28 protein-coding genes and 1 tRNA gene are annotated in these 23,340 nt (G+C 64.8%); 17 read left to right on the top strand and 12 right to left on the bottom strand.

Annotated elements, in window-relative coordinates:
• Position 1 precedes the first annotated feature (1 nt).
• Positions 2–850: a GNAT family N-acetyltransferase gene (locus FIU91_RS14825; protein WP_172975020.1), complete on the top strand. Its 849-nt coding sequence runs from the start codon at positions 2–4 to the stop codon at positions 848–850.
• Positions 851–968: 118 nt separating this feature from the next.
• On the opposite strand, the gene FIU91_RS14830 is transcribed toward FIU91_RS14825, so the two are convergent.
• Together FIU91_RS14830 and FIU91_RS14835 are read right to left on the bottom strand one after the other, a co-directional pair.
• Entirely contained in the window at positions 969–1,520 is a 552-nt protein-coding gene (locus FIU91_RS14830; protein WP_152463058.1) for a peptidylprolyl isomerase, read from the bottom strand.
• A complete protein-coding gene (locus tag FIU91_RS14835; protein WP_152463059.1) occupies positions 1,513–2,019 on the bottom strand; it encodes a peptidylprolyl isomerase in 507 nt (168 codons plus the stop codon). Before FIU91_RS14835 ends, FIU91_RS14830 begins: the two co-directional genes overlap by 8 nt.
• Before the next feature lie 128 nt (positions 2,020–2,147).
• Here FIU91_RS14835 and pgk point away from each other — a divergent pair, with 128 nt between their 5' ends.
• The 4 genes from pgk to FIU91_RS14855 all read left to right on the top strand — a co-directional run bounded on the left by pgk (position 2,148) and on the right by FIU91_RS14855 (position 5,445).
• Positions 2,148–3,335, top strand: coding sequence for a phosphoglycerate kinase (gene pgk / locus FIU91_RS14840; protein ID WP_152463060.1), 1,188 nt, complete (start codon positions 2,148–2,150; stop codon positions 3,333–3,335).
• A 90-nt stretch (positions 3,336–3,425) separates the two neighbouring features.
• A complete protein-coding gene (locus tag FIU91_RS14845; RefSeq protein WP_093009615.1) occupies positions 3,426–3,725 on the top strand; it encodes a septum formation initiator family protein in 300 nt (99 codons plus the stop codon).
• Positions 3,726–3,820: 95 nt separating this feature from the next.
• On the top strand, positions 3,821–4,702 hold the full coding sequence (locus FIU91_RS14850) for a hypothetical protein (RefSeq protein WP_093009616.1): 882 nt from the start codon (positions 3,821–3,823) through the stop codon (positions 4,700–4,702).
• Positions 4,699–5,445 (top strand): YkgJ family cysteine cluster protein, encoded by a 747-nt coding sequence (locus FIU91_RS14855; protein ID WP_172975021.1) that lies wholly within the window; start codon positions 4,699–4,701, stop codon positions 5,443–5,445. Before FIU91_RS14850 ends, FIU91_RS14855 begins: the two co-directional genes overlap by 4 nt.
• 2 nt (positions 5,446–5,447) lie before the next feature.
• Here the strand turns inward: FIU91_RS14855 and FIU91_RS14860 are convergent, their stop codons facing one another.
• Positions 5,448–5,822 carry an META domain-containing protein gene (locus tag FIU91_RS14860; RefSeq protein ID WP_216651611.1) on the bottom strand — a complete coding sequence of 125 codons (375 nt, stop codon included), beginning with the start codon at positions 5,820–5,822 and terminating at the stop codon, positions 5,448–5,450.
• Positions 5,823–5,844: 22 nt separating this feature from the next.
• Positions 5,845–6,105: a DUF2312 domain-containing protein gene (locus tag FIU91_RS14865; protein ID WP_093009619.1), complete on the bottom strand. Its 261-nt coding sequence runs from the start codon at positions 6,103–6,105 to the stop codon at positions 5,845–5,847.
• Positions 6,106–6,227: 122 nt separating this feature from the next.
• Here FIU91_RS14865 and FIU91_RS14870 point away from each other — a divergent pair, with 122 nt between their 5' ends.
• Positions 6,228–6,443, top strand: coding sequence for a hypothetical protein (locus FIU91_RS14870; RefSeq protein ID WP_093009620.1), 216 nt, complete (start codon positions 6,228–6,230; stop codon positions 6,441–6,443).
• A 93-nt stretch (positions 6,444–6,536) separates the two neighbouring features.
• Here the strand turns inward: FIU91_RS14870 and FIU91_RS14875 are convergent, their stop codons facing one another.
• Both FIU91_RS14875 and FIU91_RS14880 read right to left on the bottom strand, forming a co-directional pair.
• Positions 6,537–8,336 (bottom strand): ABC transporter transmembrane domain-containing protein, encoded by a 1,800-nt coding sequence (locus FIU91_RS14875; RefSeq protein ID WP_152463063.1) that lies wholly within the window; start codon positions 8,334–8,336, stop codon positions 6,537–6,539.
• A gap of 102 nt (positions 8,337–8,438) precedes the next feature.
• Positions 8,439–8,512 (bottom strand) — tRNA-Gly (locus tag FIU91_RS14880).
• 201 nt (positions 8,513–8,713) lie between these two features.
• Here FIU91_RS14880 and FIU91_RS14885 point away from each other — a divergent pair.
• Positions 8,714–9,790 (top strand): hypothetical protein, encoded by a 1,077-nt coding sequence (locus FIU91_RS14885; protein ID WP_152463064.1) that lies wholly within the window; start codon positions 8,714–8,716, stop codon positions 9,788–9,790.
• 116 nt (positions 9,791–9,906) lie between these two features.
• On the top strand, positions 9,907–10,518 hold the full coding sequence (locus FIU91_RS14890) for a hypothetical protein (protein ID WP_152463065.1): 612 nt from the start codon (positions 9,907–9,909) through the stop codon (positions 10,516–10,518).
• A gap of 153 nt (positions 10,519–10,671) precedes the next feature.
• Here the strand turns inward: FIU91_RS14890 and FIU91_RS14895 are convergent, their stop codons facing one another.
• Positions 10,672–11,427, bottom strand: coding sequence for an NAD kinase (locus FIU91_RS14895; RefSeq protein ID WP_093009624.1), 756 nt, complete (start codon positions 11,425–11,427; stop codon positions 10,672–10,674).
• Positions 11,428–11,624: 197 nt separating this feature from the next.
• Between FIU91_RS14895 and glyA the strand changes: the two genes are divergently transcribed.
• Together glyA and FIU91_RS14905 are read left to right on the top strand one after the other, a co-directional pair.
• Entirely contained in the window at positions 11,625–12,920 is a 1,296-nt protein-coding gene (gene glyA, locus FIU91_RS14900; protein ID WP_093009625.1) for a serine hydroxymethyltransferase, read from the top strand.
• Between the two features lie 113 nt (positions 12,921–13,033).
• On the top strand, positions 13,034–13,441 hold the full coding sequence (locus FIU91_RS14905; RefSeq protein ID WP_152463066.1) for a cupin domain-containing protein: 408 nt from the start codon (positions 13,034–13,036) through the stop codon (positions 13,439–13,441).
• On the opposite strand, the gene FIU91_RS14910 is transcribed toward FIU91_RS14905, so the two are convergent.
• A complete protein-coding gene (locus FIU91_RS14910; RefSeq protein ID WP_152463067.1) occupies positions 13,438–13,812 on the bottom strand; it encodes a hypothetical protein in 375 nt (124 codons plus the stop codon). The genes FIU91_RS14905 and FIU91_RS14910 overlap by 4 nt on opposite strands.
• Before the next feature lie 77 nt (positions 13,813–13,889).
• Between FIU91_RS14910 and FIU91_RS14915 the strand changes: the two genes are divergently transcribed.
• Positions 13,890–14,654: an alpha/beta fold hydrolase gene (locus FIU91_RS14915; RefSeq protein WP_093009628.1), complete on the top strand. Its 765-nt coding sequence runs from the start codon at positions 13,890–13,892 to the stop codon at positions 14,652–14,654.
• On the opposite strand, the gene FIU91_RS14920 is transcribed toward FIU91_RS14915, so the two are convergent.
• Both FIU91_RS14920 and FIU91_RS14925 read right to left on the bottom strand, forming a co-directional pair.
• Positions 14,651–14,974 (bottom strand): hypothetical protein, encoded by a 324-nt coding sequence (locus FIU91_RS14920; RefSeq protein ID WP_245760181.1) that lies wholly within the window; start codon positions 14,972–14,974, stop codon positions 14,651–14,653. The two genes, FIU91_RS14915 and FIU91_RS14920, sit on opposite strands and share 4 nt — an antisense overlap.
• 129 nt (positions 14,975–15,103) lie before the next feature.
• Positions 15,104–15,379, bottom strand: coding sequence for an acylphosphatase (locus FIU91_RS14925; RefSeq protein WP_152463068.1), 276 nt, complete (start codon positions 15,377–15,379; stop codon positions 15,104–15,106).
• Between the two features lie 159 nt (positions 15,380–15,538).
• Between FIU91_RS14925 and FIU91_RS14930 the strand changes: the two genes are divergently transcribed.
• From FIU91_RS14930 to FIU91_RS14950, 5 genes are all read left to right on the top strand, one after another.
• Positions 15,539–16,042: a (2Fe-2S)-binding protein gene (locus tag FIU91_RS14930; protein ID WP_152463069.1), complete on the top strand. Its 504-nt coding sequence runs from the start codon at positions 15,539–15,541 to the stop codon at positions 16,040–16,042.
• Complete coding sequence (locus FIU91_RS14935) at positions 16,039–17,043, top strand: xanthine dehydrogenase family protein subunit M (RefSeq protein ID WP_152463070.1); 1,005 nt, start codon at positions 16,039–16,041, stop codon at positions 17,041–17,043. The genes FIU91_RS14930 and FIU91_RS14935 overlap by 4 nt, the downstream gene beginning before the upstream one ends.
• On the top strand, positions 17,040–19,223 hold the full coding sequence (locus FIU91_RS14940; protein WP_152463071.1) for a xanthine dehydrogenase family protein molybdopterin-binding subunit: 2,184 nt from the start codon (positions 17,040–17,042) through the stop codon (positions 19,221–19,223). Before FIU91_RS14935 ends, FIU91_RS14940 begins: the two co-directional genes overlap by 4 nt.
• 156 nt (positions 19,224–19,379) lie before the next feature.
• Entirely contained in the window at positions 19,380–21,185 is a 1,806-nt protein-coding gene (lepA, locus tag FIU91_RS14945) for a translation elongation factor 4 (protein WP_093009634.1), read from the top strand.
• Positions 21,186–21,420: 235 nt separating this feature from the next.
• On the top strand, positions 21,421–22,026 hold the full coding sequence (locus FIU91_RS14950; RefSeq protein WP_152463072.1) for a hypothetical protein: 606 nt from the start codon (positions 21,421–21,423) through the stop codon (positions 22,024–22,026).
• Here FIU91_RS14950 and FIU91_RS19480 read toward each other — a convergent pair.
• Positions 22,011–22,310 carry a hypothetical protein gene (locus FIU91_RS19480; protein WP_172975022.1) on the bottom strand — a complete coding sequence of 100 codons (300 nt, stop codon included), beginning with the start codon at positions 22,308–22,310 and terminating at the stop codon, positions 22,011–22,013. The two genes, FIU91_RS14950 and FIU91_RS19480, sit on opposite strands and share 16 nt — an antisense overlap.
• 192 nt (positions 22,311–22,502) lie before the next feature.
• Between FIU91_RS19480 and FIU91_RS14955 the strand changes: the two genes are divergently transcribed.
• Positions 22,503–22,838, top strand: coding sequence for a hypothetical protein (locus tag FIU91_RS14955; protein ID WP_152463073.1), 336 nt, complete (start codon positions 22,503–22,505; stop codon positions 22,836–22,838).
• On the opposite strand, the gene FIU91_RS14960 is transcribed toward FIU91_RS14955, so the two are convergent.
• Entirely contained in the window at positions 22,828–23,295 is a 468-nt protein-coding gene (locus FIU91_RS14960; protein ID WP_152463074.1) for a low molecular weight protein-tyrosine-phosphatase, read from the bottom strand. The genes FIU91_RS14955 and FIU91_RS14960 overlap by 11 nt on opposite strands.
• Positions 23,296–23,340 lie beyond the last annotated feature (45 nt).

Raw genomic sequence — 23,340 nt, forward strand, 5'->3', positions numbered from 1 at the left:
CATGACGCACCTGCCTCTTCAGCAATCGCCGGAATTTCACAATGCCGCCCGCGCCCTCGGCTGGCCCGTCATGCGCCGGGTTCTGGGCGCCCGCGAGGTGAATCTGATCGGTCGCACCACCCCGTTCGGCCGGGTGACGCTTCTGTCTCGCGCCGATCCTCCCCTACCGGAGGAGCTGCGCACGATCGGCGGACTGATCCTCGTCAATGCCGAAACCGGTCCGTGCCACCCCGGTCTGATGGCCTTGCGCGCCCCGCGCCAGCACGCCCTTGTGGAGCTTGGGCCCAAGGGCGCGATGCGCGCGGGCCTCAGGCAGAAATGGCGCAATCGCCTGAGCGCGGCCGAACGCAGCCGTCTTTCCACGACGCATGGCGCGCTTCCTCCGAACCCGGACCATTGGCTTTTGAAGGCGGAGGCCGCGCAGGCGCGGCGGCTGCGCTATGCAGGCTGGCCCCCGGCACTCTCCTCGGCCTGGGCAAAGGTTAACCGCGGGGAGGCCCGCCTGTTCGAGGCGCAGCTCGGCGGACGCCCGATCGCGGGGCTGGTCCTTCTCCGGCACGGCCCTTCGGCCACCTACCAGATGTCCGTCACGACGCCCGAGGGGCAGCGCATGAATGCGATGACACTGCTTCTGTGGCGGGCGATGTGCTGGGCGTCGAAGGTTGGCTGCCACGATCTCGACCTCGGCCATATCGACCCCGCCAATGCCGGGCTGACGCGGTTCAAGATCGGGACGGGCGCGAGGATCCGCACGCTCGGCCCAACCTTGCTATGGCATCGCAGCCTGAGCGCCCTGCCCCTGGGCCGCTCACACGACACGCGGGGTCAGGCGGCATCGCCTCATGTATGAGCCGGCCGGAAATACTCGCGGGGGTGAATGCCGTGCCCCGCACGGCAGAGGGGGCCGCCAGCCCCCTCTCACTCAAGAACATGCGTGCAGGCGGCCTTGCTGCCTGCACTCCGCTGGATCACTCGATGAGGCGCGCTTCGGTGATGCGGTCGGGCTGGCCGATGACCGCACCGTTCGCGCCCTCGCCGCGCTTGATCGCGTCGACCACGTCCATGCCGTCGGTCACTTCGCCCACGACGGTGTATTGTCCGTTCAGAAACGGACCCGGCTCGAACATGATGAAGAACTGCGAATTGGCGCTGTCGGGCGATTGCGACCGGGCCATCCCCACGACCCCGCGCTCGAAGGCGATGTCGGAGAATTCCGCCTCAAGGTCGGGCATGTCCGAACCGCCGCGACCAGCCATACGCATATCGCCGCCCATCTTGCCGAATTCCACGTCGCCAGTCTGCGCCATGAACCCCTCGATCACGCGGTGAAAGACCACGTCATCATAGGCACCCTCTTCGGCGAGCGTGGCGATCCGCTCGGCGTGCTGGGGCGCCACATCCTCGAACAGGTCGATGGTGACCGTGCCATTGGCTCCTTCGCCCTCGATATCGAGAGCAAGGCTGGTGGCGAAAGCGGGCGTCGCGGCGACGAGCGCCAGGATCGAGACGAGTTTACGCATCTGCGGCCACCTTCACGCTGATCATCCGGTCGGGATTGGCAGGCGGCTCGCCGCGCGTGATCGCATCGACATGTTCCATGCCTTCGATCACCCGGCCATAGACCGTGTATTGCCGGTTGAGGAAGTGGTTGTCCTTGAAATTGATGAAGAACTGCGAGTTGGCGGAGTTCGGGTTCTGGCTGCGCGCCGCACCGATCGTGCCCCGGTCATGCGGGATGCCGCTGAACTCCGCGGGCAGATCCGGCAGCTCCGAGCCGCCCGTTCCAGCCATGCGGAGATTGAAATCCTTCTCCGCGTTGCCGTTCGACACATCGCCCGTCTGCGCCATGAAGCCGTCGATCACGCGATGGAAGACCACGTTGTCATAGGCCCCGGCGCGCGCCAGCTCCTTGATGCGCGCGACGTGCTGCGGCGCGATATCGGGCAGAAGCTCGACCGTGACGGTCCCGTCCTTGAGCTCGATGAGAATGGTGTTTTCCGGATCCTTGATCTCGGCCATGCGCCGTCTCCCTTTGGCATTGTCACGCACTAGGTAGCCTTGCAGGCGAGGCCTCGCAAGCGAGAGCCGTTGACGAATGGGCTCGTGCTTGCCATGCCTCGCGCAAGCGTCAGAACGAAAGGATCCGCATGGCCTGGAAAACGCTCGATCAGATGGACTTCGCCGGCAAGCGAGTCTTGACCCGCGTCGATATTAACGTGCCGCTCGAGGATGGCCGCGTCACCGACGCCACCCGGATCGAGCGTATCGTGCCCACCATCCGCGATATACTGGACAAGGGCGGCAAGCCGATCCTTCTGGCGCATTTCGGCCGCCCAAAGGGCCAGCGCGTGGACGACATGAGCCTTGCCCCGCTCGTTCCCGCACTTGAAGAGGCGTTCGGCACCAAGGTCGTCTTCGTCGCCGATTGCCGTGGCCCCGCCGCGAAGGCCGCCAGCGATGCACTCGCGGACGGCCAGGTCCTTTTGTGCGAGAACACCCGCTTCCATGCGGGCGAAGAGAAGAACGATCCAGCGCTCGCCGCCGAGATGGCCGAACTCGGCGATGTCTACGTGAACGATGCCTTTTCCGCCGCGCATCGCGCCCATGCCTCGACCGAGGGCGTCGCCCATCACCTGCCCTCTTGCGCGGGCCGATTGATGGAAGCCGAACTCTCCGCGCTCGAAGCCGCGCTCGGCGATCCGAAGCGTCCGGTGGCGGCGGTCGTCGGCGGGGCGAAGGTCTCGACCAAGCTGGAACTCCTGTCGAACCTCATCTCCCGCGTAGATATCCTCATCATCGGCGGCGGCATGGCCAACACGTTCCTCGCGGCCCAAGGTATCGATGTCGGCAAGTCGCTTTGCGAGCACGACATGGCAGACACGGCCCGCGAGATCGCCGAGAAGGCGGCGTCGGGCGGCTGCGAGATCCTCCTGCCGCGGGACGTCGTCGTCGCGCGCGAATTCAAGGCGGGCGCACCGAGCGAGACCGTAAAGGCCGAGAACTGCCCGCCCGACGCGATGATCCTCGATGCAGGCCCCGACAGCGTCGCGCATGTCAAGGAGGTGCTCGACCGTGCGAAGACGCTGATCTGGAACGGCCCGCTCGGCGCGTTCGAGATCGCGCCCTTCGATGCGGCCACGAATGCGGCCGCGGATTACGCCGCCGAGTTGACCGCGGCCGGCGATCTCGTTTCCGTCGCGGGCGGCGGCGATACCGTCGCGGCGCTCAACAAGGCCGGCGCGGCGGAGCGGTTTTCCTACATCTCAACCGCCGGCGGCGCGTTCCTCGAATGGATGGAAGGCAAGACCCTGCCCGGCGTTGCGGCATTGGAGTAACAGTCGGGAATATCGGGATTCCCTCAGCCCGGACGGCGTGTCATAGTCGTCCGGCAACGCGCCCGCCAGAGGCGCATTCGAGGCAGAGCGATGACCCAACGCACCCGTCCGGCCCTTGGCGGCCTTCTCATCTTCGCCTTCCTGATCTCCGTGGGCGCCTATTTCGCCTTCGCGGCGATCCAGGGCGATTACGGCATCTTCCGCCGCGCCGAGATCGAAGTGGAGGCGCAGGAACTCCGCACCGAACTGGCCGCGCTCGAGACCGAGGTCGCGCGGATGGAGAACCTCACCCGCCGCCTCTCGGACGATTATCTCGATCTCGACCTTCTCGATGAACGCGCCCGCGATGTGCTCGGCCTGCTGCGCTATGACGAGGTGGTGGTGCGCTAGGGGCGCGCCTCTGGCGTTTTTCGCGCCGGATCCGGTTTTCCTCCGCGCAGGCAGGCATATACTCGGTCAGCGAAGCGAAAGGCAGACGTCGAGCCATGCAGGTCATCCTCCATAGCGGTGTTCATTTTACCGACGAGGGCCGGTTCCTGAAGGCCATGCAGCGCAACGCGCCGCTCCTGCGCGAGGTTGGCGTCGCGATACCGGGGCCAAGCCGCTATCGCACGCTCCTCTCCGAAGCCGCCCATCGTCTTGCTGGCGGCACGCCCGCCCCCGAAGCGCGCGAGGTCTTGCTCGACGGGCTTCTCGACGAGGATTGGGGCGGGATCGACCGGATCATCCTCAGCCATCCCAATTTCTTTTCCGTGCCGCGCCTCGCCATGCAGGGCGGCGTTGTCTACCGCAAGGCAGAGGAACGCATCGACGTGATCAAGACGCTCTTTGCGGGCGACAGCGTCGAGGTGTTTCTCGGCCTCCGCGATCCCTCGGGCTTCCTGCATTCGGCCTATCGCGAGGGCGACTTTCCCGATTTCGCCACCTTCCTTGACGGCGCGGACCCCGATGCCTTTCGCTGGTCCGGCCTGATCCGCCGCCTGCGGACGGCGCATCCCGATGTGCCCTTGACGTGCTGGTGCAACGAGGACACGCCGATCATCTGGGGCCAGATCATCCGTGAGGCCGGCGGCTTTGAGTCCAACCGCAAGGTCAAGGGCGCCTTCGATCTTCTGCACGAGATCATGGATCCCGAGGGCATGAAGCGCTTCCGGGCCTATCTCCACCAGCACCCCACGATGACCGAGCGCCAGAAGCGCCGGGTAATGGTGGCCTTCCTCGACAAATACGCGATGGACGAGGAGATCGAGGAAGAACTCGATCTGCCCGGATGGGACGAGGCCCGCGTCGACCGGCTGAGCCAGGTCTACGAGGACGATGTCCAGGAGATCGAGCGCATGCCCGGCGTGACCTTTATCGCTCCATGAACGCCAAGGCCCGCCCTCCCCGCGACGTGCCCGCCTTGCGCGCAGCCCTCGCGCGCCTGCGCCTGCCTGGCGGGCAAGGCGGCGCGGTCGCTCGCGCCCGCGCTTTGCTCGACGTCTATCTCGAGACCGCCGAGGCTCACGGCGAGAGTTTCGAGGCCACGGCGCGGGCCCTCCGCGCCGGCGTTCCAGCCATCCGCCTTGGCGGCGCAGAATTGTCTGCCCAGACCTCCCAACCCGGAAACCCCGCGGAAACGGCCGCCTGCGCGCCCGGCTGCGCCTGGTGCTGCGTCCTCTCCGGCGCCGATGGCGGCGTCATCCTCGAGGCCGAGGCACGACGTGTCCATGCTGCGCTGACACCGCTCACAGGTCAGCGCGACGGGCGCGAATGGATGGAGGATGCCTGCCCCGCGCTCGACCCCGACACCCGCATGTGCCGGATCTACGAGGCACGCCCGATGATCTGCCGGACATACCTCTCGGACGATGCCGAGGCTTGCCGCGCGATCGCTCACGGCACACCCGCTTCGGGTCCGGGCGTTCTCGGTGCGCAGAGCGTCTATCTTGCAGCGCATTCCCTGGCCCGCGCGGCGCTCAAGGGGCTCGCACAGGTTCCGACCTACGCGCTGGCGAAGGTCGCGGCGGAAGCGCTCGCCGGGGCGGACGAAGAGGCCGCTTTGAAGGCCGCGCGGCACAAGCCCAAGGTTCTCGAAGACGAGCGCGCGCGGATGGGCGGCAGCCTCTGAGGTTACTCGGCGGGCACGAGCGTCACGTCATGCCCGGCCCCGGTCAGAACGACCACGCCACCGACCAGATCAGCGTCGAGCGTCACGGGCCCCGACAACATCTCGAAGATCGCGGTCTCCTGCGCGGCGCGCGGGCCCAGGCAGGCCATCTTCGTGGCGGCGAGCGCGGGGCCCGCTGTCAGAATGCCGTCCGCGACCTCCGCCTGCCCCGAGAACCGATTGCACCCCGTGTTGCCCGAGAGCCGCCCCTCGGCATCGAGCGACAGGGCCGCGCCTTCGCCAGCCGCGGCGCCATCCACCGCCTGGATGCGCCACTCCGCCGCCTGACCGAGCCCCGCGCAAAACATCAGCGCCGCTGCCACTCCGAGTATCCGCATCGCTCCGCCCTTCCCGCGCGGCTCAGCCCATGCCGAGCGCGGCCTTGTACATATCGAGGATCGCCTCTTCCTCGGCGATGTCATCGGGCTCGCGCTTGCGCAGCGCGATCACCTTGCGCATCACCTTGGTATCGTAGCCGCGCGCCTTTGCCTCGGCCATCACTTCCTTCTGCTGCTCGGCAACGTCCTTCTTTTCCTGCTCGAGCCGCTCGAACCGCTCGATGAATTGCCGCAGCTCACCCGCCGCGACGCCGTAGCCGTCAGATGCCTGAGAGTCGTCCATGAATGCCTCCTTGGGGAATTGCCGAACCGGGTAGCGCGCGGGCGCGAGGCGGGCAAGGGGTTGCCTGTGCAAGCAGGCTCCTTTACCGCGCGGTCCAGGTCGTATCGGCAAAGGATCGCGGAATGGATATCTTGATCTGGGTGGGCGTGATCGTCTCCGCCGCCGGGCTTGGCGGCCTTGTCTGGACCATTGTCCGCGTCGCCTCCGCGCGCCGCCGCAACCTGCCCGATGCCGAGCTGCGCGCAGAGCTTCAGAAGGCCCTGCCGCTCAATCTCGGCGCGCTGTTCCTGTCGGTCATCGGCCTGATGCTGGTCGTGGTCGGCATCTTCCTCGGCTGAGGCGCCCCTCTTTGGATTGGGATAAATACCGCGAGAGCGCGAGAGCTGGCTCTCGCCGGGGCGCACCGGGGCTCGATGCCCCGGCGCGACCCGTCACTCCGCAGCGATGCCGTCGGTGAATTGCAGCCGGGCGAGGCGCGCGTAAAGCCCGCCTTCTGCGACCAGCGCATCGTGACGGCCCGTCGCGACGATCCGGCCCTGATCCATCACCACGATCCGGTCGGCCTTCTTCACCGTCGCGAGGCGATGCGCGACGATGATCGTCGTGCGGCCCGTCGCCAGGTGATCGACGGCGTCCTGCACCGCGCGCTCGCTTTCGGCATCGAGCGCCGATGTCGCCTCATCCAGGAGCAGCACCGGCGCGTCGCGCAGGATCGCGCGCGCGATGGCGATGCGCTGCTTCTGGCCGCCCGACAGCATCACGCCCCGCTCGCCGAGATAGCTGTCATAGCCCTCGGGAAGCGCGGCGATGAAATCATGCGCCGCGGCGGCCCGCGCCGCCGCCTCGATCTCGGCCTCGCTCGCATCGGGCCGCCCGAAGCGGATATTGTCCCGCGCCGAGGCCGCGAAGATCACCGGATCCTGCGGGACGAGCGCGATATGCTTGCGAAACGCCTCGCGGCTCATCTCGTCAAGCGCAACCCCGTCGAGCCGCACACGGCCCGAAGCCGGATCGTAGAACCGCAAGAGAAGCTGGATGATCGTCGTTTTGCCCGCGCCGGACGGCCCCACGAGTGCCACGGTCTCGCCCGGCGCGACATCGAGGCTCACATGATCGATCGCGGCGATATCGGGCCGCGCGGGATAGGCGAATGTGACATCCTCGAACGAGATCGCGCCGCGCACCGGCTGGGGCAGCTGCACCGGGCTCTCGGGCTCGCTGATGGAATCTTCGCTGTCGAGCAGCTCCACCAGCCGCTCGGTCGCGCCTGCCGCGCGCTGCACCTCGCCAATCACTTCCGACAAGGCCGCGACGGAGCCTGCAACCATCACCGAATAGATCACGAACTGCACGAGCGCGCCGACGCTCATCTCGCCGCCCCGCACTTGTGCCGCCCCCATCCACAGGACACCGACGATGCCCGAGAAGACGAGGAAGATCACGATCGCGGTCATCAGCGCACGCGTCCAGATCCTGCGGCGCGCGGCATCGAAGCTCTCTTCGGTGACATCGGCGAAGGTGCGTTGCGAGATCGTCTCGTGCGTGAAGGCCTGCACCGCCTGTACCGACAACAGCGCCTCGGAGGCATTGCCGGACGACGCCGCGATCCAGTCCTGGTTCTCGCGGCTCAGGACGCGCAGACGCCGCCCCAGGACAAGGATCGGCACGATCACGGCCGGCACGATCAAGAGAACCATCAGCGTCAGCTTCCACGAGGTGAAGAGCATCAGCACGAGCCCGCCCACGAAGATCAGGATGTTCCTGAGCGCGATGGAGATCGACGAGCCGATGACCGACAGGATCAGCGTCGTGTCCGTGGTGATCCGGCTCAGCACCTCGCCGGTCATGATGCGTTCGTAGAAGGCAGGCGACAGGGTGATGACGCGATCGAAGACCGCCATACGGATATCCGCCACGACCCGCTCGCCGAGGCGCGTGACCAACGCATAGCGCAGCGCAGTGCCCACCGCGAGCAGCGCGGCGATCCCGAGCGCGGCCGCGAAATAGCGGTCGAGCAAAGCCGCCTCCCCGCCCTCGAAATTATCGACGACACGGCGCACGGCCATCGGAAGGATCAGGGAGACAGCGGCGGTCAGCACGAGCGCGAGGATCGCAGCGCTCATCAAGGCCCGGTAAGGCGACAGGAACGGCCACAGACGCGCCAGCGCGCCGATCTTGCGCGATTTCGCACGATCCTGCGCGCTATCGTCTTTTGCGAGCCCCCGCGCCATGCATCCTCCTCAGCCGGTGTCGGATCAGGTTTTGGCAGCTTGGCACGAGAGCCGCAAGCGCGACACGATTGCGCGGGCCCGGATCGGCTTTGGCGAGGAAGCTGGAGCGGGCAGCGGGAATCGAACCCGCACCAAGAGCTTGGAAGGCTCGTGTGATACCATTTCACCATGCCCGCCCAGTGACCTCAGCGTGTATGATACCGGGTTTGCGTGGTCAAGCATTCCGCGCCTCTTGTGGCATATCGGCGCCGGGCCCGGCCAGCCAAGGCGATGAAACCACGCCTCCTTTTCGTCAAGAGGTGGATAGAGCGGCGCTTGGTGACTACGTCTGCTCCAACCGCGACATAAAGACGAAACCGCAAGGATCCTTTCCAAAGATGCCTCCCGAGCTCGACAACAGCCTGATCGTCCACGTCTTCGGCGAGACCGATTTTACCTCGCTCAGCATAGACAAGAGCCGGTTCGAGGACCGCGAAACACCGGTGTTCGACAGTCCCGAGGGCGATGAATACGTGCAGGTTCTGGGCGCGCTCTTCGGCAACGAGCGCTGGGAAGAGCTGAAGGACAAGACGGCCGAGAACGGCATGAGCTATCACGACCTTGTCGCGGGCACTGTCGCGAGCCTTCTTTCCGGCACCGAAACCGTGAAATTCGCCCTGGCGCGAGGCTACAACCTCGTGGCGCTCGGCGTTTTCCGCGCGAACAAACGCAGTGGCGCACAGACCTATTCCGCGCGTTTTCTTGGCACTTCGATGACCAGCAGCCTCGAGCCGCGCGCGCATCTCGAGCTTGTGCGCGAAGGCAGCAAGGCGATGGCGCCCTTCGTGGTCGAGGATATCGACAACGGCAAGATTGCCGAGGACAGCATCCTCGCGCGCCTCATCACCGGCGAGGAGGATATCGGCATCGCCGAGGAGACCGAGGAAGAGTCGGAAGACGCCCTGCCCGTATCCACCTTCTTTCACGAGATGGTCACCGAGCGCGGGCTCGAGACCGTGATCGTCTGCGCCTGCGACAGCGCCGTTGCGGGCGATATCGCGCAGGTCGGGCAGATGTCCGTGGGGCTCGTCTCGGGCATCATTCCGACACCGCATGGCAGCGTCGGCTATTGGCTATGGCATGTCTGCCCGGACACGCCAGCAGGCTTTCTGCAGGAGCAATTCATCGATCTCGGCTCGCTGCCGAGCTCGCTTTACGACCGTATGAAACGATCCGAGACGATCCGCTTTCTCGTCGTCGACCGCGCCACCCAGGAAAACACCGGCGGGGTCTTTCTCGCGACGCGGAGCATCGGTCTCGAGGAATTCGAGGCAATGGCGGTCGAGATCGCCGCCTCCGAAGAGAATGCCGATTTCGAGGCCGCCTGCGAGCATGTCATGGCGACGGTGGAGCCCGAGGACTTCCTCCGCCAAGCCGAGAAGAACCAGGGCTCGGGCCACAGCAACCTGCACTGACCGGGCCAAAGAGCGGCGCTGCCGCTCCCACTGCCTCACTTTCGCCCCAATCACCCTCTATTAACACGACCAGCCAAGCGGTGGGGGCCCTTGTGCGAATGATAGGGAGCAGCCTCATGCTTCGCAGAACGCTGACCGCCGCAATTCTCATTGCGACGTCCGCGACCGGAACGGTCGCAACCGCCCAGGATGGCGTGAATACCGTGTTCGAGATCACCATGCTCGGCAGCGGATATTTCCCTGAAGTCGCTTACGTCGATCCGGACGATTCGATCCGCTTCTACAACGCATCCAACGTCGCGATGGCAGCCACCGCACTCGATCTGTCCTGGTCCACGGGTCTCGTCAGCCCCGGTGAAACGGTGACGCTGAGCGTGACAAACGAGGATGGCGAGATCATCAGCGCCGATTTCGACAACAGCGTGCCCGAAATGGGCGGCGACGGGCTGATCTCGGCCGTACTCGACCCGCTGGTCGACACGGTCTCTGCCGAGGGCCGGATCGAAACCTCCTCCGTCGTGCCGGATTTCCGCGACGCCTTCGGTCGCCCGATCAGCGACGAGGAAGCGGTCGAACTCTTCGGCGAGCCGACGGTCGATACGGACGGCGATGGCGATCCGGACGGGTATGACTGGTATGCCCTCCTCACGCCCGAGAAGACGACGGATCCCGCAACGACCTCCCTGCTCGGCGGGGAAGACGAGGCATCCGGCAGCGTCGAGCCGTAAGGCGCCCTTTCCTCCGCCCACAAGGTGGATCCGAGATGGCCAAAGGGGCTCGACGCGATCGGGCCCTTTTGCGCGATCCGTATTCCATTGCCGGAACGTGCGGTCGAACCCGCGTATTCTGACAAGCGCGGATTAACCTGCTGCTCCTCCGGATCAGACGAATTGCTCGCGGATGAGACGCTCTTCGAGGCCATGACCGGGATCAAAGAGCACCCGGTGCGAGATCTCGGGCGCGGAGCGGATCTTCACCTGAACCACGTTCCGTACGGAGCGGCTGTCCGCCTCTGCCATGACGGGACGTTTCTCAGGGTCGAGCACCTCGATCTCCACCATCGCGGTCTTGGGCAGGAGCGCGCCGCGCCAGCGCCGGGGGCGAAAGGCCGACATCGCAGTCAGGGCCAGAACATCCGCGCCGATCGGCAAGATCGGTCCGTGCGCCGAGTAATTGTAAGCGGTCGAGCCCGCCGGCGTCGCCACCAGCGCGCCATCGCAGACAAGCTCCGCCATCCTGAGCCGGCCATCGACCGAGATCTTGAGTCGTGCCGCTTGCGGGCCTGCGCGCAGCATGGACACCTCGTTGATCGCGAGCGCCTCGTAGATCTCGCCGTCCGTCTGTTCGGCCTCCATCGCGAGCGGGTTGATCTCCGCCTCCTCTGCGGCCGAAAGCCGGTCGATGAGGTTATGCTCGGAATATTCGTTCATCAGAAAGCCGACCGTGCCGCGATTCATGCCGTAGACGGGCGCGGGAATGTCCTGGGTGCGGTGCAGCGTCTGAAGCATGAACCCGTCGCCGCCGAGCGCGACGATGACATCCGCATGGGTCTCGGCATGGTCGCCATAGCGGCGGGAGAGCGCGGCCTTGGCCGATTGCGCAATCGGCGCATTGGAGGCGGCAAAGGCGATCCTCATGGGCGCGGCGCTCCTGTTTCCTGTCCGGCACGCAATACGCCGAAAGAAGCACAGGCTTTCCCGAAGCGCCAGCGGGGGACGTCATATTGTCCCGAAACGCCGCTTCCGGGCTTTGAGCGCGGCGGATTTGTCGATACATGAGCCGGAATACGGACACTGCGGCGGCTTCTGCCCGCCCCGACCCAGGAGATGCGCCCATGAACGCCCCCCATCGCGATGACGGCTTCTTCACCGAAACGCTTGAAAGCCGCGACGCAGAGCTTTTCGCCGCCATGAAAGGCGAGCTCGCCCGCCAGCGCGAAGAGATCGAACTCATCGCCTCCGAGAACATCGTCAGCCGTGCGGTGATGGAAGCCCAGGGCGGCGTGATGACCAACAAATACGCCGAGGGCTATCCCGGACGCCGCTACTACGGCGGCTGCGACTGGGTCGACATCGCCGAGAACCTCGCGATGGAGCGCGCCTGCAAGCTATTCGATTGCGCCTTCGCGAACGTGCAGCCCAACTCGGGCAGCCAGGCCAACCAGGGCGTGTTCACCGCGCTCCTCAAGCCCGGCGACACCATCCTCGGCATGAGCCTCGATGCAGGCGGGCACCTTACGCACGGCGCCAAGCCGAACCAGTCGGGCAAGTGGTTCAATGCCATCCAGTATGGCGTCCGCAAGCAGGACAACCTGATCGACTACGACCAGATCGCCGAGCTCGCGACCGAGCATCAGCCGAAAATGATCATCGCCGGCGGCTCGGCCATCCCGCGCCAGATCGACTTCGCGAAGATGCGCGAGATCGCCGACAGCGTCGGTGCCTACCTGCTCGTCGACATGGCCCATTTCGCGGGGCTGGTTGCAACGGGCGAATATCCCTCGCCTTTCCCCCATGCCCATATCGCCACCACCACGACCCACAAGACCCTGCGCGGCCCGCGCGGCGGCATGATCCTCACCAATGACGAGGATATCGCCAAGAAGGTGAATTCGGCGATCTTCCCCGGCATCCAGGGCGGCCCGCTGATGCATGTCATCGCCGCCAAGGCCGTTGCCTTCGGCGAGGCGCTGGAGCCCGGCTTCAAGACCTACCAGAAGCAGGTCATCGCCAACGCGCAGGCGCTATCGGACCAGCTCATCAAGGGCGGGCTCGACACCGTGACGCACGGAACCGATACCCATGTCGTGCTCGTGGATCTGCGACCCAAGGGCGTGAAAGGCAACGCGACCGAGAAGGCGCTCGGCCGCGCGCACATCACCTGCAACAAGAACGGCGTGCCGTTCGACCCCGAAAAGCCGACCGTGACCTCGGGCATCCGCCTCGGCTCGCCCGCGGGCACGACGCGCGGTTTCGGCGAGGCAGAGTTCCGCCAGATCGCGGACTGGATCATCGAGGTCGTCGACGGGCTCGCGGCCAATGGCGAGGACGGCAATGCCGCTGTCGAGGCCAAGGTGAAGGCTGAGGTCGAGGCGCTCTGCGCGCGCTTCCCGATCTATCCGCACCTTTGACGGCTCTAGAGGCCGGGCCGTCTGGCCCGGTCTCGCCATTTCCGGGCAGATGACTGCCCTTGCATGTTCCGCGCGCTATGGTCTTGTCTGACGACAGGAACAGGAGCCCGAAGATGCAGATTTCCCGCGCCGGATCACGCCCCTCCCAGACCCCCTCGCCCGAGTACTTCACCGGCCGCGTCCGCATGGATCCGATCGGCGCGGCGGATGAGCCGGGCCGTCATCGCGTCCTTCTCGTGACCTTCGAGCCCGGTGCCCGCACCAACTGGCACACGCATCCGCTGGGCCAGACGCTGCACATCGTCTCGGGCCTTTGCCTCGCCCAGATCGAGGGCGAGCCTGTCGAGGAACTGCGTCCGGGCGATTCCGTCTGGTTCCCGCAAGGCGTGCGTCACTGGCACGGGGCCGCGCCCGATGTCGCGATGAGCCATCTTGCGATCCAGGAAGCGCTGGACGGCGAGACCGCGGACTGGGCCGAGCCGGTCTCGGAGGCCGATTACGGTAGCCCCCGCGCGGGCTAGACGAACCCGCGCCAGCGCAGAACCGCGATCAGCGCGGCGAAGACCAGAAGCACGTTGAGCGCGATCGCCCCGGTCAGGTGCAGGATGCGAGTCTTGCGCCGCTCCGCCACGTCGACGGATTTCAGCCAGGAGGTCGCCCGCGTCGCCGCCTTTTCCGCAGCCGCAAGGTCGAGTTGCCGGCCGATCTTGGGATGCCCCATCAGCTTGCGCGTCTCAGCGACGGTCTTCAGGTCATGCCGCACCCAGCGCGGCAGCATCCGTCCGGGCTTCGCGATGCGTTTCTCGAACGGCCCGCGCGAGACGCCGAACTTCTCCTCGAGCAGCGTCTCGAGCTTGCGTACCTGCTTTTCCAATTGGTCACCGCGCGTCATGACGTTCTTGCTATCCCGCCTGCGCGCAAAGGAAAAGCCGCTGGAAGCCGCGCGCCGAGGGCGCTATCCCTCAGCTCATGTTGAACACGATCCGTCACGGCGATGCCGCCCTGCCTCCGCTCGTCATCGTGCATGGCCTCTATGGCCAGGCCCGCAACTGGACCCGGATCGCCAAGGACCTTTCCGACATTCGCCACGTCATCGCCGTCGATCAGCGCAATCACGGCGCATCCTTCCGGGCGGACAGCCATTCCTACGAAGACATGGCCGGAGATCTGGCGGAAGTGATCGAGAGCCTCGATCAACCGGCCGACGTCGTGGGACATTCGATGGGCGGGAAAGCCGCGATGCTGCTGGCACTGACGCGCGGCGATCTCGTGCGCCGTCTCGTCTCGGCGGACATGGCGCCCGTTGCCTACGATCACGACCACCAATCCGGGTATATCGATGCGATGCGCGCGGTGGACCTTTCGACTGTCACCAAGCGCTCCGATGCCGCCAAACAGCTGGCGGAGCACGTGGACGACCCCACCTTGCAAGGTTTCTTCACCCAATCGCTGGACGTCGCCGAGAAGCGCTGGCTGCTGAACCTCGACGTGCTCGCCCGCGATATGCCGAAGATCCTGGGATGGCCGGAGATCGAGGCGCAGTTTGAGGGGCCGACCTTGTTCCTATCGGGCGCGCAAAGCGACTATGTCACGCGCGAGATGCGCGACGCCATTCGCGCGCTGTTCCCGCGCGCCCGCTTCGCTAAGATCGCAGGGGCGGGGCACTGGCTCCATGCCGAGAAACCGGACGAGTTTGCGGCGACGCTGCGCGCGTTCCTGACCGCCGAGGGCTAAAGCCGCTGGCAGGAGCGTTCGGCGGTGTCCACGAAGCGCTCGTAGCGGTCCCAGAAATCGTCGTCCCGCTGAGTCTGGGAATATTTCACGTCATGCGCTTCCTGCGGATCCTTGAAGAACCTCGAGGCGCGCCGCGCATCTCCCCTATCGAGCGTCCGGTCCGCCGAGGCCTGCACGCAGCCGCAGAGCGCCCTGTTGCGTGCCTTCCGGTCCGAGCTCATGCAGGCCGAATAGATCGGTCCCGTGGCGAATTGGACCACCGGAGCCGACGGGCTGGTTCGCCCGCCACCGCATGCTGCAAGGAAAAGGGTTGCCGTCATCGCCCCAGCTAGGGCTTTGGAGATGCCCGTCATATCGTCCGCCTGCTCTGTTCTGCCTGCGGGTTCACCCCGCTTGGGCTGGATGATGCACGAAGCGGGGCGCGCGCGCAATTCACCACTCTGTAGGGGTCATCCGGTAATCTCGAATCCGGTTGGCGGCGGACCTTCTGCTTCGTTCACGTCGATCGCGGAGACCTGCGCCATGCGCGGCCCCTGCTTCAACCGTCCCAGCATTGTCTGGACCGCCTGGTCGGGCCCGGAGAAGACAGCTTCGACATCGCCGCCCGAGAGGTTTCTGACCCAGCCCGACAGCCCGAGCTCCTGCGCGTTCTCCTGCGTCCAGGCGCGATAGGACACGCCCTGCACGCGGCCGGAAATGCGTGTGCGGATATGGCGGTCGGGCATAGCGGCTCCAGTACTAGATTCAGACAGGACTCTGCGTGTCCGGCCCGCGCTCCGTCAACCACGCCATGTGCCGGCAGGAACAATGCCGCGCTGAAGCCGTTTGCCATGCAGCGATGGTGGTGCCGATGCCCCACCTGCCATTCTGCACCGGAGACACGGATGAAAACCACCCTCACCGTCAATGCGCGCGAATATGACGTGGATCACGATCCACGCCGCACGCTTCTTGATACCTTGCGCGACGATCTCGGCCTGCCCGGCACGAAGAAGGGCTGCGATCACGGCCAGTGCGGGGCCTGCACGGTTCTGCTTAACGGCGAGCGCGTCAATTCGTGCCTTTGCCTCACAGCGATGCATGACGGCGACGAGATCACCACGATCGAAGGCATCGGCTCGCCCGACAAACTCTCGGCACTTCAGGAAGCCTTCGTGAAGCATGACGGCTACCAGTGCGGCTATTGCACGCCGGGTCAGATCATGTCCGCGACCGCGATGCTTAAGGAGATCTCGGACGGTGCGCCCTCTTACGTGAGCGACGATCTTCAAACCGCATCCCTGAGTGATGCCGAGATGGCGGAGCGCATGTCCGGCAATCTTTGCCGCTGCTCGGCCTATCCGCTTATTCGCGAAGCCATCGCGATGGCGTCGGAGGTCAAGAAATGAAGCCATTCGATTACATTCGCGCGGGCGAGATCGAGGACGTCGCCGGCGGGCAGATCATCGCGGGCGGCACGAACCTTCTGGACTTGATGAAGATCCAGGTCGTCGCGCCCGATGCTCTCGTGGACATCACCCGGCTCGACGGTCTGTCGGACATTGCCGAACACGAAGGCGGCCTTCGTATCGGCGCGCTCGTGACCAATACGACGGTCGCGAACGATGCAAGGGTTCGTGCAGGCTGGCCGCTGTTGTCGCGGGCAATCCTCGCGGGCGCTTCGGCGCAGATCCGCAACAAGGCGACCACCGGCGGCAATCTCTTGCAGCGCACCCGTTGCCCCTATTTCTACGACACCTCGCAGGCCTGCAACAAACGCGCCCCAGGCTCGGGCTGCGCGGCGATGGGCGGCGCGGGACGGATGCTCGCAATCTTCGGCACGTCCGAGCATTGCCTCGCCGCGCACCCCTCCGACATGGCGGTCGCGATGGCCGCGCTTGAAGCGGAGGTGGAGATCACCAATGCCAGCGGAGAGACCCGCTGCGTGCCCATGAACGACTTCTATCGCGGCCCGGCGGATCGACCCGATGTCGAAACGGTGCTCGGGGACGGTGATCTCGTCACCGCCGTGATCCTGCCAACGCCGCGCGCCGGGGAACGCCAGACCTACCGCAAGGTGCGGGATCGCGCGTCCTACGCCTTCGCGCTCGTTTCCGTGGCAGGTTCGGTCCGTATGGAGGGTGACACGATCAAGGATGTGGCTCTCGCCTATGGCAGCGTCGCGCCGCATCCGTGGACGGATCAGAAGGTGGTGGAGATGCTCGAGGGCGAGACCGCTTCGAACGAGCTGTTCCAGCGCGCGGCAGAGGCCCTTGTGCCCGAGACCGCGCCGCATCCGGACACCGAATACAAGATCACCCTGCTGCGCCGCACCTTCATCGCCGCCATGCGGCAATTGACCGGGCTCGCGGACAGTGCCGGCACCGATATTTCGAGGGCTCACTCATGAAAGATCACTTCACGATGGACGCGCCGCAGCCGCGGCTGCTGGACGAAATGAAACAGGGTGTCATCGGCAAGCCGATGGACCGCCCGGACGGCCCGCAGAAGGTTTCAGGCACCGCCGGCTATGCCGCGGATCACACCACCGAGAACATGGTTCACGGCGTCCTGGTGCGCGCGACGATCACGCGCGGCCGCGTCAGGCAGATCGACAAGAGCAGCGTCGAAGCAATTGACGGCGTGATCGATGTCGTCACCGACGCGCGCATGATCCGCAATCCGGCGCAAGGCATGGCCGGGTCCGCGCCGGTGCAGCCCGGCGACGCGGTGCATTACCACGGCCAACCTATCGCGGTTGTCGTGGCGGAGACCTTCGAGGCCGCCCGCGATGCCGCGCAGCGTTTAGCCGTGCATTACGAGACCGAAGAGGCCGCCGTCACGCCTGACACCAGCACCGATGTCGAAACCGGCGAGCCGGAGACGGCGGGCAATTTCGAGGCGGCATGGTCGGGCTCGGAGGTCACCGTCGACCAGACCTACACGACCGGCGCTCATGCCGCTGCCGCGATGGAGCCGCACGCTGCCATCGCGGAATGGAAAGATGGTGCGGTGACGCTTCGGAGCGCGCTGCAGATGGTGCGCTTCAACAAGAAGGAGCTCGCGGACACACTCGGCATCGATCCCTCCAAAGTTCGCATCCTCGCGCCGTTCATCGGGGGCGGCTTCGGATCGAAGCTCGGCCTCGGCCCGGAAGCCGCCGCAGCGGCAATCGCCGCCGAGAAACTCGGTCGCCCCGTGCGCGTCGTGATGACCCGGCAAAACGTCTTCGACTCGGTGCTGCGCCGCTCCGAGACCTCTCAGCGCGTGCGCTTCGGCGCGACGAAGGCCGGCAAGATCACCGTGATCGCACATGATGACCGGGTGTCGAACATCGACGGCGAAGGCTTCGCCGAACCGGTCACGCAAGCCTCGCAGTTCCTTTACGGTGCCGATGGGCTGAGCTTCACCCAGACCCTTGCGCGGATCGCCACGACGCCCGCGGGCTCCGTGCGCGCACCGGGCGAGGCGGTGGGCATGCTGGCTTTCGAAGCCGCGCTCGACGAGTTGGCAGAAAAGCTCGGGATCGACCCCGTGCAGCTGCGCCTCGACAACCTGCCGGAGACACATCCGATGGACGGTCGGCCCTACAGCGCACGGCGTCTCGCCGATTGCCTGAAGGACGGGGCCGAGCGCTTCGGCTGGGCGGATCGCGGGGCACCCGGATCGCGCCGCGAAGGCGATTGGCAGATCGGCATGGGTGTCGCCTCGGCAGCACGGGCGAATATGCTCATCAAATCCTCGAGCCGCGTGCGCCTGACCGGCAATCGCGCCATCGTCGAGACCGACATGACCGACATCGGCACGGGCACCTACGCGATCCTCGCGCAGATCGCCGCCGAGGCGCTTGGCCTCGATCCCTCGCATGTCGAGGTGCGACTCGGCGATTCTGACCTGCCCGGCGCATCGGGATCTGGCGGCTCGTTCGGCGCCAACTCTGCCGGCTCCGCGACCTTCCTCGCCGCCAAGAAGATCCGCGCGCGCATCGCCGAGGCGCTTGGATGCGCCGAAGACAGTCTGACGCTGCAGAACGGTCTTGCCCGGGGCGACAACAAGGAAGCGGCGCTGACCGACCTCGTCACCGAAGAGTTTCTCGAAGAGGCGACGGTCAAGGCCGGCAAGACGTCCGAGAGCCATTTCTCCTCGGGTTTCGGCGCGCATTTCGCGGAAGTCGCGGTGCATGAATGGACCGGCGAGGTCCGTGTGCGCCGAATGCTGGGCGTGATGTCGATGGGCCGCATCCTCAACGAGAAGACAGCCCGCAGCCAGGCAATCGGCGGGATGATCTGGGGCATCGGCTCGGCGCTGACCGAGGAGATGCAGAGCGATCCGCGCGACGGTCATGTGGTGACGCGGGATCTCGCCAATTACCACGTTCCGGCCCATGCGGACGTGCCGGGCCAGATGGAGGTCGTCTTTCTTGAGGAACGCGACGACTACGCCAACCCGATCCAGACCAAGGGCATCGGCGAACTCGGCATCTCGGGTGCGGGCGGCGCGATCCTGAACGCCATCGCCCATGCGACGGGCCGCCGGGTCTACGACTACCCCGCGACGCCCGACCGGGTGCTGGCCGCGCTGGACGCGTAAGAGACGGAACTGGGGCCGCGGCAGCGCTGCGGCCCCCTCCTCCACCGATAGGGCCATCCGGGCCGTGAAAAACGTAGGCGGAGCGGCGTCGTGCCACCCTCGCGGGACGCCATCCCACCTTGACCGTCCCACGCTCCCGCGTCATATCGCCAAGCCATGAGCACACCCCTTTCGCGCATCCGCAACTTCTCCATCGTCGCCCATATCGACCACGGGAAATCCACCCTGGCCGACCGGCTGATCCAGCTCACCGGAACGGTGTCCGAGCGGGACATGAAGGACCAGTTGCTCGACGCGATGGATATCGAGCGCGAGCGCGGGATCACCATCAAGGCGAACACCGTCCGCATCGAATACCCCGCCAAGGACGGCGAAACCTACGTGCTGAACCTTATCGACACGCCGGGACACGTGGACTTCGCCTACGAGGTCGCGCGCTCGATGCAGGCGGTCGAAGGCTCGCTTCTGGTGGTGGACGCCACGCAAGGGGTCGAGGCGCAGACGCTCGCCAACGTGTATACCGCCATCGACGCCGACCACGAGATCGTGCCGGTCCTCAACAAGGTCGACCTGCCTGCCTCCGATCCCGACCGCGTGCGCGAGCAGATCGAGGACGTGATCGGCATCGACGCCTCCGAGGCATGCCTGATCTCGGCCAAGACGGGCGTGGGCATCCCGGACGTGCTCGAAGCCATCGTGCAGAAGCTGCCGCCGCCTGACGAGGGCGATGCGAACAAGCCGCTGAAGGCGATGCTCGTCGATTCGAAATACGACCAGTATCTCGGTGTCATCTGTATCGTCCGGGTGATCGACGGCACGCTCAAGAAGGGCGACCGCATCCGCATGATGAAGACGGGCGGCACCTACGACGTCGACGATGTGGGCGTCTACCGGCCTGTCATGACCAATGTCGACAGTCTCGGCCCCGGCGAGATCGGATATCTCAACGCCTCGATCAAGCAGGTGCGCGACACGCGCGTCGGCGACACGATCACCCACGAGAAAAAGCCCTGCGAGACGCCGCTTCCGGGCTTCAAACCCTCCGTGCCGGTGGTGTTCTGCGGGCTCTTCCCCGTCGATGCCAACGATTTTGAGGATATGCGCGACGCGATCGAGAAGCTCGCGCTGAACGACGCCTCCTTCACCTACGAGATGGAGACCTCCGCCGCGCTCGGCTTCGGCTTCCGCTGCGGGTTCCTGGGGCTTCTGCACCTCGAGGTGATCCGCGACCGGCTCGAGCGGGAATACGGCATCGAGCTCATCACGACCGCGCCCTCGGTGATTTATCACCTCTACAAGAAAGACGGCGAGCGGATCGACCTGCACAACCCCGCGGACATGCCGGACATGACATATGTCAGCCACATCGAGGAGCCGCGCATCAAGGCGACGATCATGGTGCCGGACGAGTATCTCGGCGACGTGCTCAAGCTCTGCCAGGAGCGGCGCGGCATTCAGCTCGATCTGACCTATGTGGGCGGAAGGGCGATGACGGTCTACGATCTGCCGCTGAACGAGGTGGTCTTCGACTTCTATGACCGGCTGAAATCCGTGACCAAGGGCTATGCCAGCTTCGATTATGAGCTGATCGGCTACCGCGAGGACAACCTCGTGAAGATGTCGATCCTGGTGAACGACGAGCCCGTCGACGCGCTCGCCATGATGGTCCACCGCGACCGGGCGGAGATGCGCGGCCGCGCCATGTGCGAGAAGCTCAAGGAGCTGATTCCGCGCCACATGTTCAAGATCCCGATCCAGGCCGCCATCGGCGCCAAGGTCATCGCCCGCGAGACCCTGTCCGCGATGCGGAAGGACGTGACCGCAAAATGCTATGGCGGCGATGCGAGCCGGAAGAAGAAGCTTCTGGAGAAGCAGAAGGCCGGCAAGAAGAAAATGCGTCAGTTCGGGAAGGTGGAGATCCCGCAGGAGGCGTTTATTTCAGCGCTGAAGATGGACAGCTAACGTTCATTGATCTGTGATGCTGTAGATCGGTTTTCTCGCTAAAGCATCTCAACGGGACGTGGTTTACACTTGTTGGACCTCAAACCCCGATCGACAATCAAATTAGTGGGTTTCTTCAGCTCCCAATAAGGGCGCGACTGATTTGACGCGTCTCAGATCGGCGATTCTGAGAACAGTTGCTGCGCGGCGATCATCATGCGAGTCTAAGAAATACAGGCGAGAATTGAGGTTTCCAATGACTGAGCAGTTCGTTCTATCTCCACAGCCGACCATGAAGAGAAGAGCCGACCTTGAAGGCCCAGATTTTTACCCGACGCCAGAGTGGGCGACCTTAGCCATTCTTGAGAATGAAAAATTCGGACCAGACGTTTGGGAGTCAGCATGTGGCGATGGGGCAATGTCAAAGGTGATCAAAGAATTCTATACAGGAGTTCACAGCTCAGATCTTTTTGATCGCGGCTTTGGCGAGGCTGGAGTTGACTTTACAGAAACTCGCCGCAGGCATGATTATGTGATTACCAATCCGCCCTTCCATAGCGCCGAAGACTTTGTGCAGGCTGGCATTAAATCGGCCAAAAAGAAATTTGCTCTACTTTTGAGGCTCGCATTTCTTGAAGGCGGACGTCGCCAAGAGAGTATATTCAATAAGACGCCTCCCGCGCGGGTCTGGGTTTTTAGTGAGCGTATCACTTTCTATCCGCGCGACGCGCAAAGAAAAGGTTCAGGAACCACAGCATACGCATGGTTTGTGTGGGATAATGACGCATTCGGCACAACTCAATTGAAGTGGTTGCCGACTGGCATCAAAAAGCGCCGAAAAGATCTTTATTCACCCAGGTGATCTATACCTTGCTGAGTGATCTGCCAGCTCTCATCCTCTGCGCTGTAGGTAGCAAGACCACGTTGCTCCAATCCAGTGCCACTACTGCGATGACTGACAAGGTTGCGTACTTTTTGAGAAAAATATGTATCGCCGCGGCCATTAATAATCTCGGCGTCGTGCCCTGTCGGGTTCATCCTTGTAGTAAGAACTTGTATCAACGCAGAAGTTGTAAGCCTTCCATTGGGTGAATTTGACAATTCAGCCAGCGCTGCCGCTCTTATCTCCGCTTCTCGTATCGGCACCTGAAGCCCCTTTTGAAATATGTGAAGTTCGTGATCCTAGCGATTCCTCTAATTCAACCTAGGCATGTGCATATCTAATGTCACTAATTTCTTCCACGCACTCTTAAAACGATACTGGGCTTCTTGGCCGCGCACCCATGTGCGAGGCACGCGCGTGTTGGTGATGCACGCCACCCCGGCTAGCCTCACACCATGCTGAGACCTCCACTCCTCCTGCCGCTCGCTCTGGCCGCCTGCTCCGAGGCCCCAAACCATCTCGGCAATCCGCTCCTTTTGCCGGTCTCGGCGCTCACGACCGGGGCGCAGAACGCCGCCTACGACCCCCGCCGCGCGGAGGTGAAGGCGATGTTGGCGGGAACAAGACCGGCGGTCCTGCATGATGAGGACGTCCAGGCGCGGCTCTGGCGCGTGGCTCCGGTGCCGGTGGGGGAGCGCAAGGATGTGTTGCGGGACATTGCCGACCTCCCCGATCCCGGCAGTGCCGAATGGACCGAGGCGGCGACGGTGGCGGTTATGGTCAGGCTTTGACCCCTGCCTGTTCGAGCCGGTCCAGAAGCGCCTCGGCGCAGCGCTCCACGAGGTCGAGCGCGCCGTCGAAATCGCGGGTGTGATACGGATCAGGCACCGCGTCCGTGCCCGGCTCCTCCAGAAGGTCGGTGAACAGAAGCAGCTCCGCGCCACCCTCGGCCCGCATCGCCTCGAGATCGGCGCGGTTCTGCGGGTCCATCGCGATCACAATGTCGAAGCGCTCGAAATCCGCCGCATTGGCCTGCCGTGCCCGCAGGCCCGACAGATCATAGCCCCGCGCCCGCGCCGCCTCCTGCATCGGTCCGTAGGGCGGATCGCCGATATGCCAGTCGCCGGTGCCCGCGCTGTCGAGCGTCAGATCCAGACCGCGCTCCGCCGCTTTCTGGCGCACGACCCCTTCCGCCGAGGGCGAGCGACAGATATTGCCAAGACAGACGAACAGGATGGATGTGGGCATTGGGCCTCCGGCATTTACCTTCAACAAGTGAGCCCGTGCCCCGCG

It is taken from the genome of Roseivivax sp. THAF30 (assembly GCF_009363575.1).
GTDB lineage: Bacteria > Pseudomonadota > Alphaproteobacteria > Rhodobacterales > Rhodobacteraceae > Roseivivax > Roseivivax halotolerans.

Coding starts and splice junctions, on each gene's coding strand:
- FIU91_RS14825 (WP_172975020.1), top strand. CDS start 2: ATGACGCACCTGCCTCTTCAGCAATCGCCGGAATTTCACAATGCCGCC.
- FIU91_RS14830 (WP_152463058.1), bottom strand. CDS start 1,520: ATGCGTAAACTCGTCTCGATCCTGGCGCTCGTCGCCGCGACGCCCGCT.
- FIU91_RS14835 (WP_152463059.1), bottom strand. CDS start 2,019: ATGGCCGAGATCAAGGATCCGGAAAACACCATTCTCATCGAGCTCAAG.
- pgk (WP_152463060.1), top strand. CDS start 2,148: ATGGCCTGGAAAACGCTCGATCAGATGGACTTCGCCGGCAAGCGAGTC.
- FIU91_RS14845 (WP_093009615.1), top strand. CDS start 3,426: ATGACCCAACGCACCCGTCCGGCCCTTGGCGGCCTTCTCATCTTCGCC.
- FIU91_RS14850 (WP_093009616.1), top strand. CDS start 3,821: ATGCAGGTCATCCTCCATAGCGGTGTTCATTTTACCGACGAGGGCCGG.
- FIU91_RS14855 (WP_172975021.1), top strand. CDS start 4,699: ATGAACGCCAAGGCCCGCCCTCCCCGCGACGTGCCCGCCTTGCGCGCA.
- FIU91_RS14860 (WP_216651611.1), bottom strand. CDS start 5,822: ATGCGGATACTCGGAGTGGCAGCGGCGCTGATGTTTTGCGCGGGGCTC.
- FIU91_RS14865 (WP_093009619.1), bottom strand. CDS start 6,105: ATGGACGACTCTCAGGCATCTGACGGCTACGGCGTCGCGGCGGGTGAG.
- FIU91_RS14870 (WP_093009620.1), top strand. CDS start 6,228: ATGGATATCTTGATCTGGGTGGGCGTGATCGTCTCCGCCGCCGGGCTT.
- FIU91_RS14875 (WP_152463063.1), bottom strand. CDS start 8,336: ATGGCGCGGGGGCTCGCAAAAGACGATAGCGCGCAGGATCGTGCGAAA.
- FIU91_RS14885 (WP_152463064.1), top strand. CDS start 8,714: ATGCCTCCCGAGCTCGACAACAGCCTGATCGTCCACGTCTTCGGCGAG.
- FIU91_RS14890 (WP_152463065.1), top strand. CDS start 9,907: ATGCTTCGCAGAACGCTGACCGCCGCAATTCTCATTGCGACGTCCGCG.
- FIU91_RS14895 (WP_093009624.1), bottom strand. CDS start 11,427: ATGAGGATCGCCTTTGCCGCCTCCAATGCGCCGATTGCGCAATCGGCC.
- glyA (WP_093009625.1), top strand. CDS start 11,625: ATGAACGCCCCCCATCGCGATGACGGCTTCTTCACCGAAACGCTTGAA.
- FIU91_RS14905 (WP_152463066.1), top strand. CDS start 13,034: ATGCAGATTTCCCGCGCCGGATCACGCCCCTCCCAGACCCCCTCGCCC.
- FIU91_RS14910 (WP_152463067.1), bottom strand. CDS start 13,812: ATGACGCGCGGTGACCAATTGGAAAAGCAGGTACGCAAGCTCGAGACG.
- FIU91_RS14915 (WP_093009628.1), top strand. CDS start 13,890: ATGTTGAACACGATCCGTCACGGCGATGCCGCCCTGCCTCCGCTCGTC.
- FIU91_RS14920 (WP_245760181.1), bottom strand. CDS start 14,974: ATGACGGCAACCCTTTTCCTTGCAGCATGCGGTGGCGGGCGAACCAGC.
- FIU91_RS14925 (WP_152463068.1), bottom strand. CDS start 15,379: ATGCCCGACCGCCATATCCGCACACGCATTTCCGGCCGCGTGCAGGGC.
- FIU91_RS14930 (WP_152463069.1), top strand. CDS start 15,539: ATGAAAACCACCCTCACCGTCAATGCGCGCGAATATGACGTGGATCAC.
- FIU91_RS14935 (WP_152463070.1), top strand. CDS start 16,039: ATGAAGCCATTCGATTACATTCGCGCGGGCGAGATCGAGGACGTCGCC.
- FIU91_RS14940 (WP_152463071.1), top strand. CDS start 17,040: ATGAAAGATCACTTCACGATGGACGCGCCGCAGCCGCGGCTGCTGGAC.
- lepA (WP_093009634.1), top strand. CDS start 19,380: ATGAGCACACCCCTTTCGCGCATCCGCAACTTCTCCATCGTCGCCCAT.
- FIU91_RS14950 (WP_152463072.1), top strand. CDS start 21,421: ATGACTGAGCAGTTCGTTCTATCTCCACAGCCGACCATGAAGAGAAGA.
- FIU91_RS14955 (WP_152463073.1), top strand. CDS start 22,503: ATGCTGAGACCTCCACTCCTCCTGCCGCTCGCTCTGGCCGCCTGCTCC.
- FIU91_RS14960 (WP_152463074.1), bottom strand. CDS start 23,295: ATGCCCACATCCATCCTGTTCGTCTGTCTTGGCAATATCTGTCGCTCG.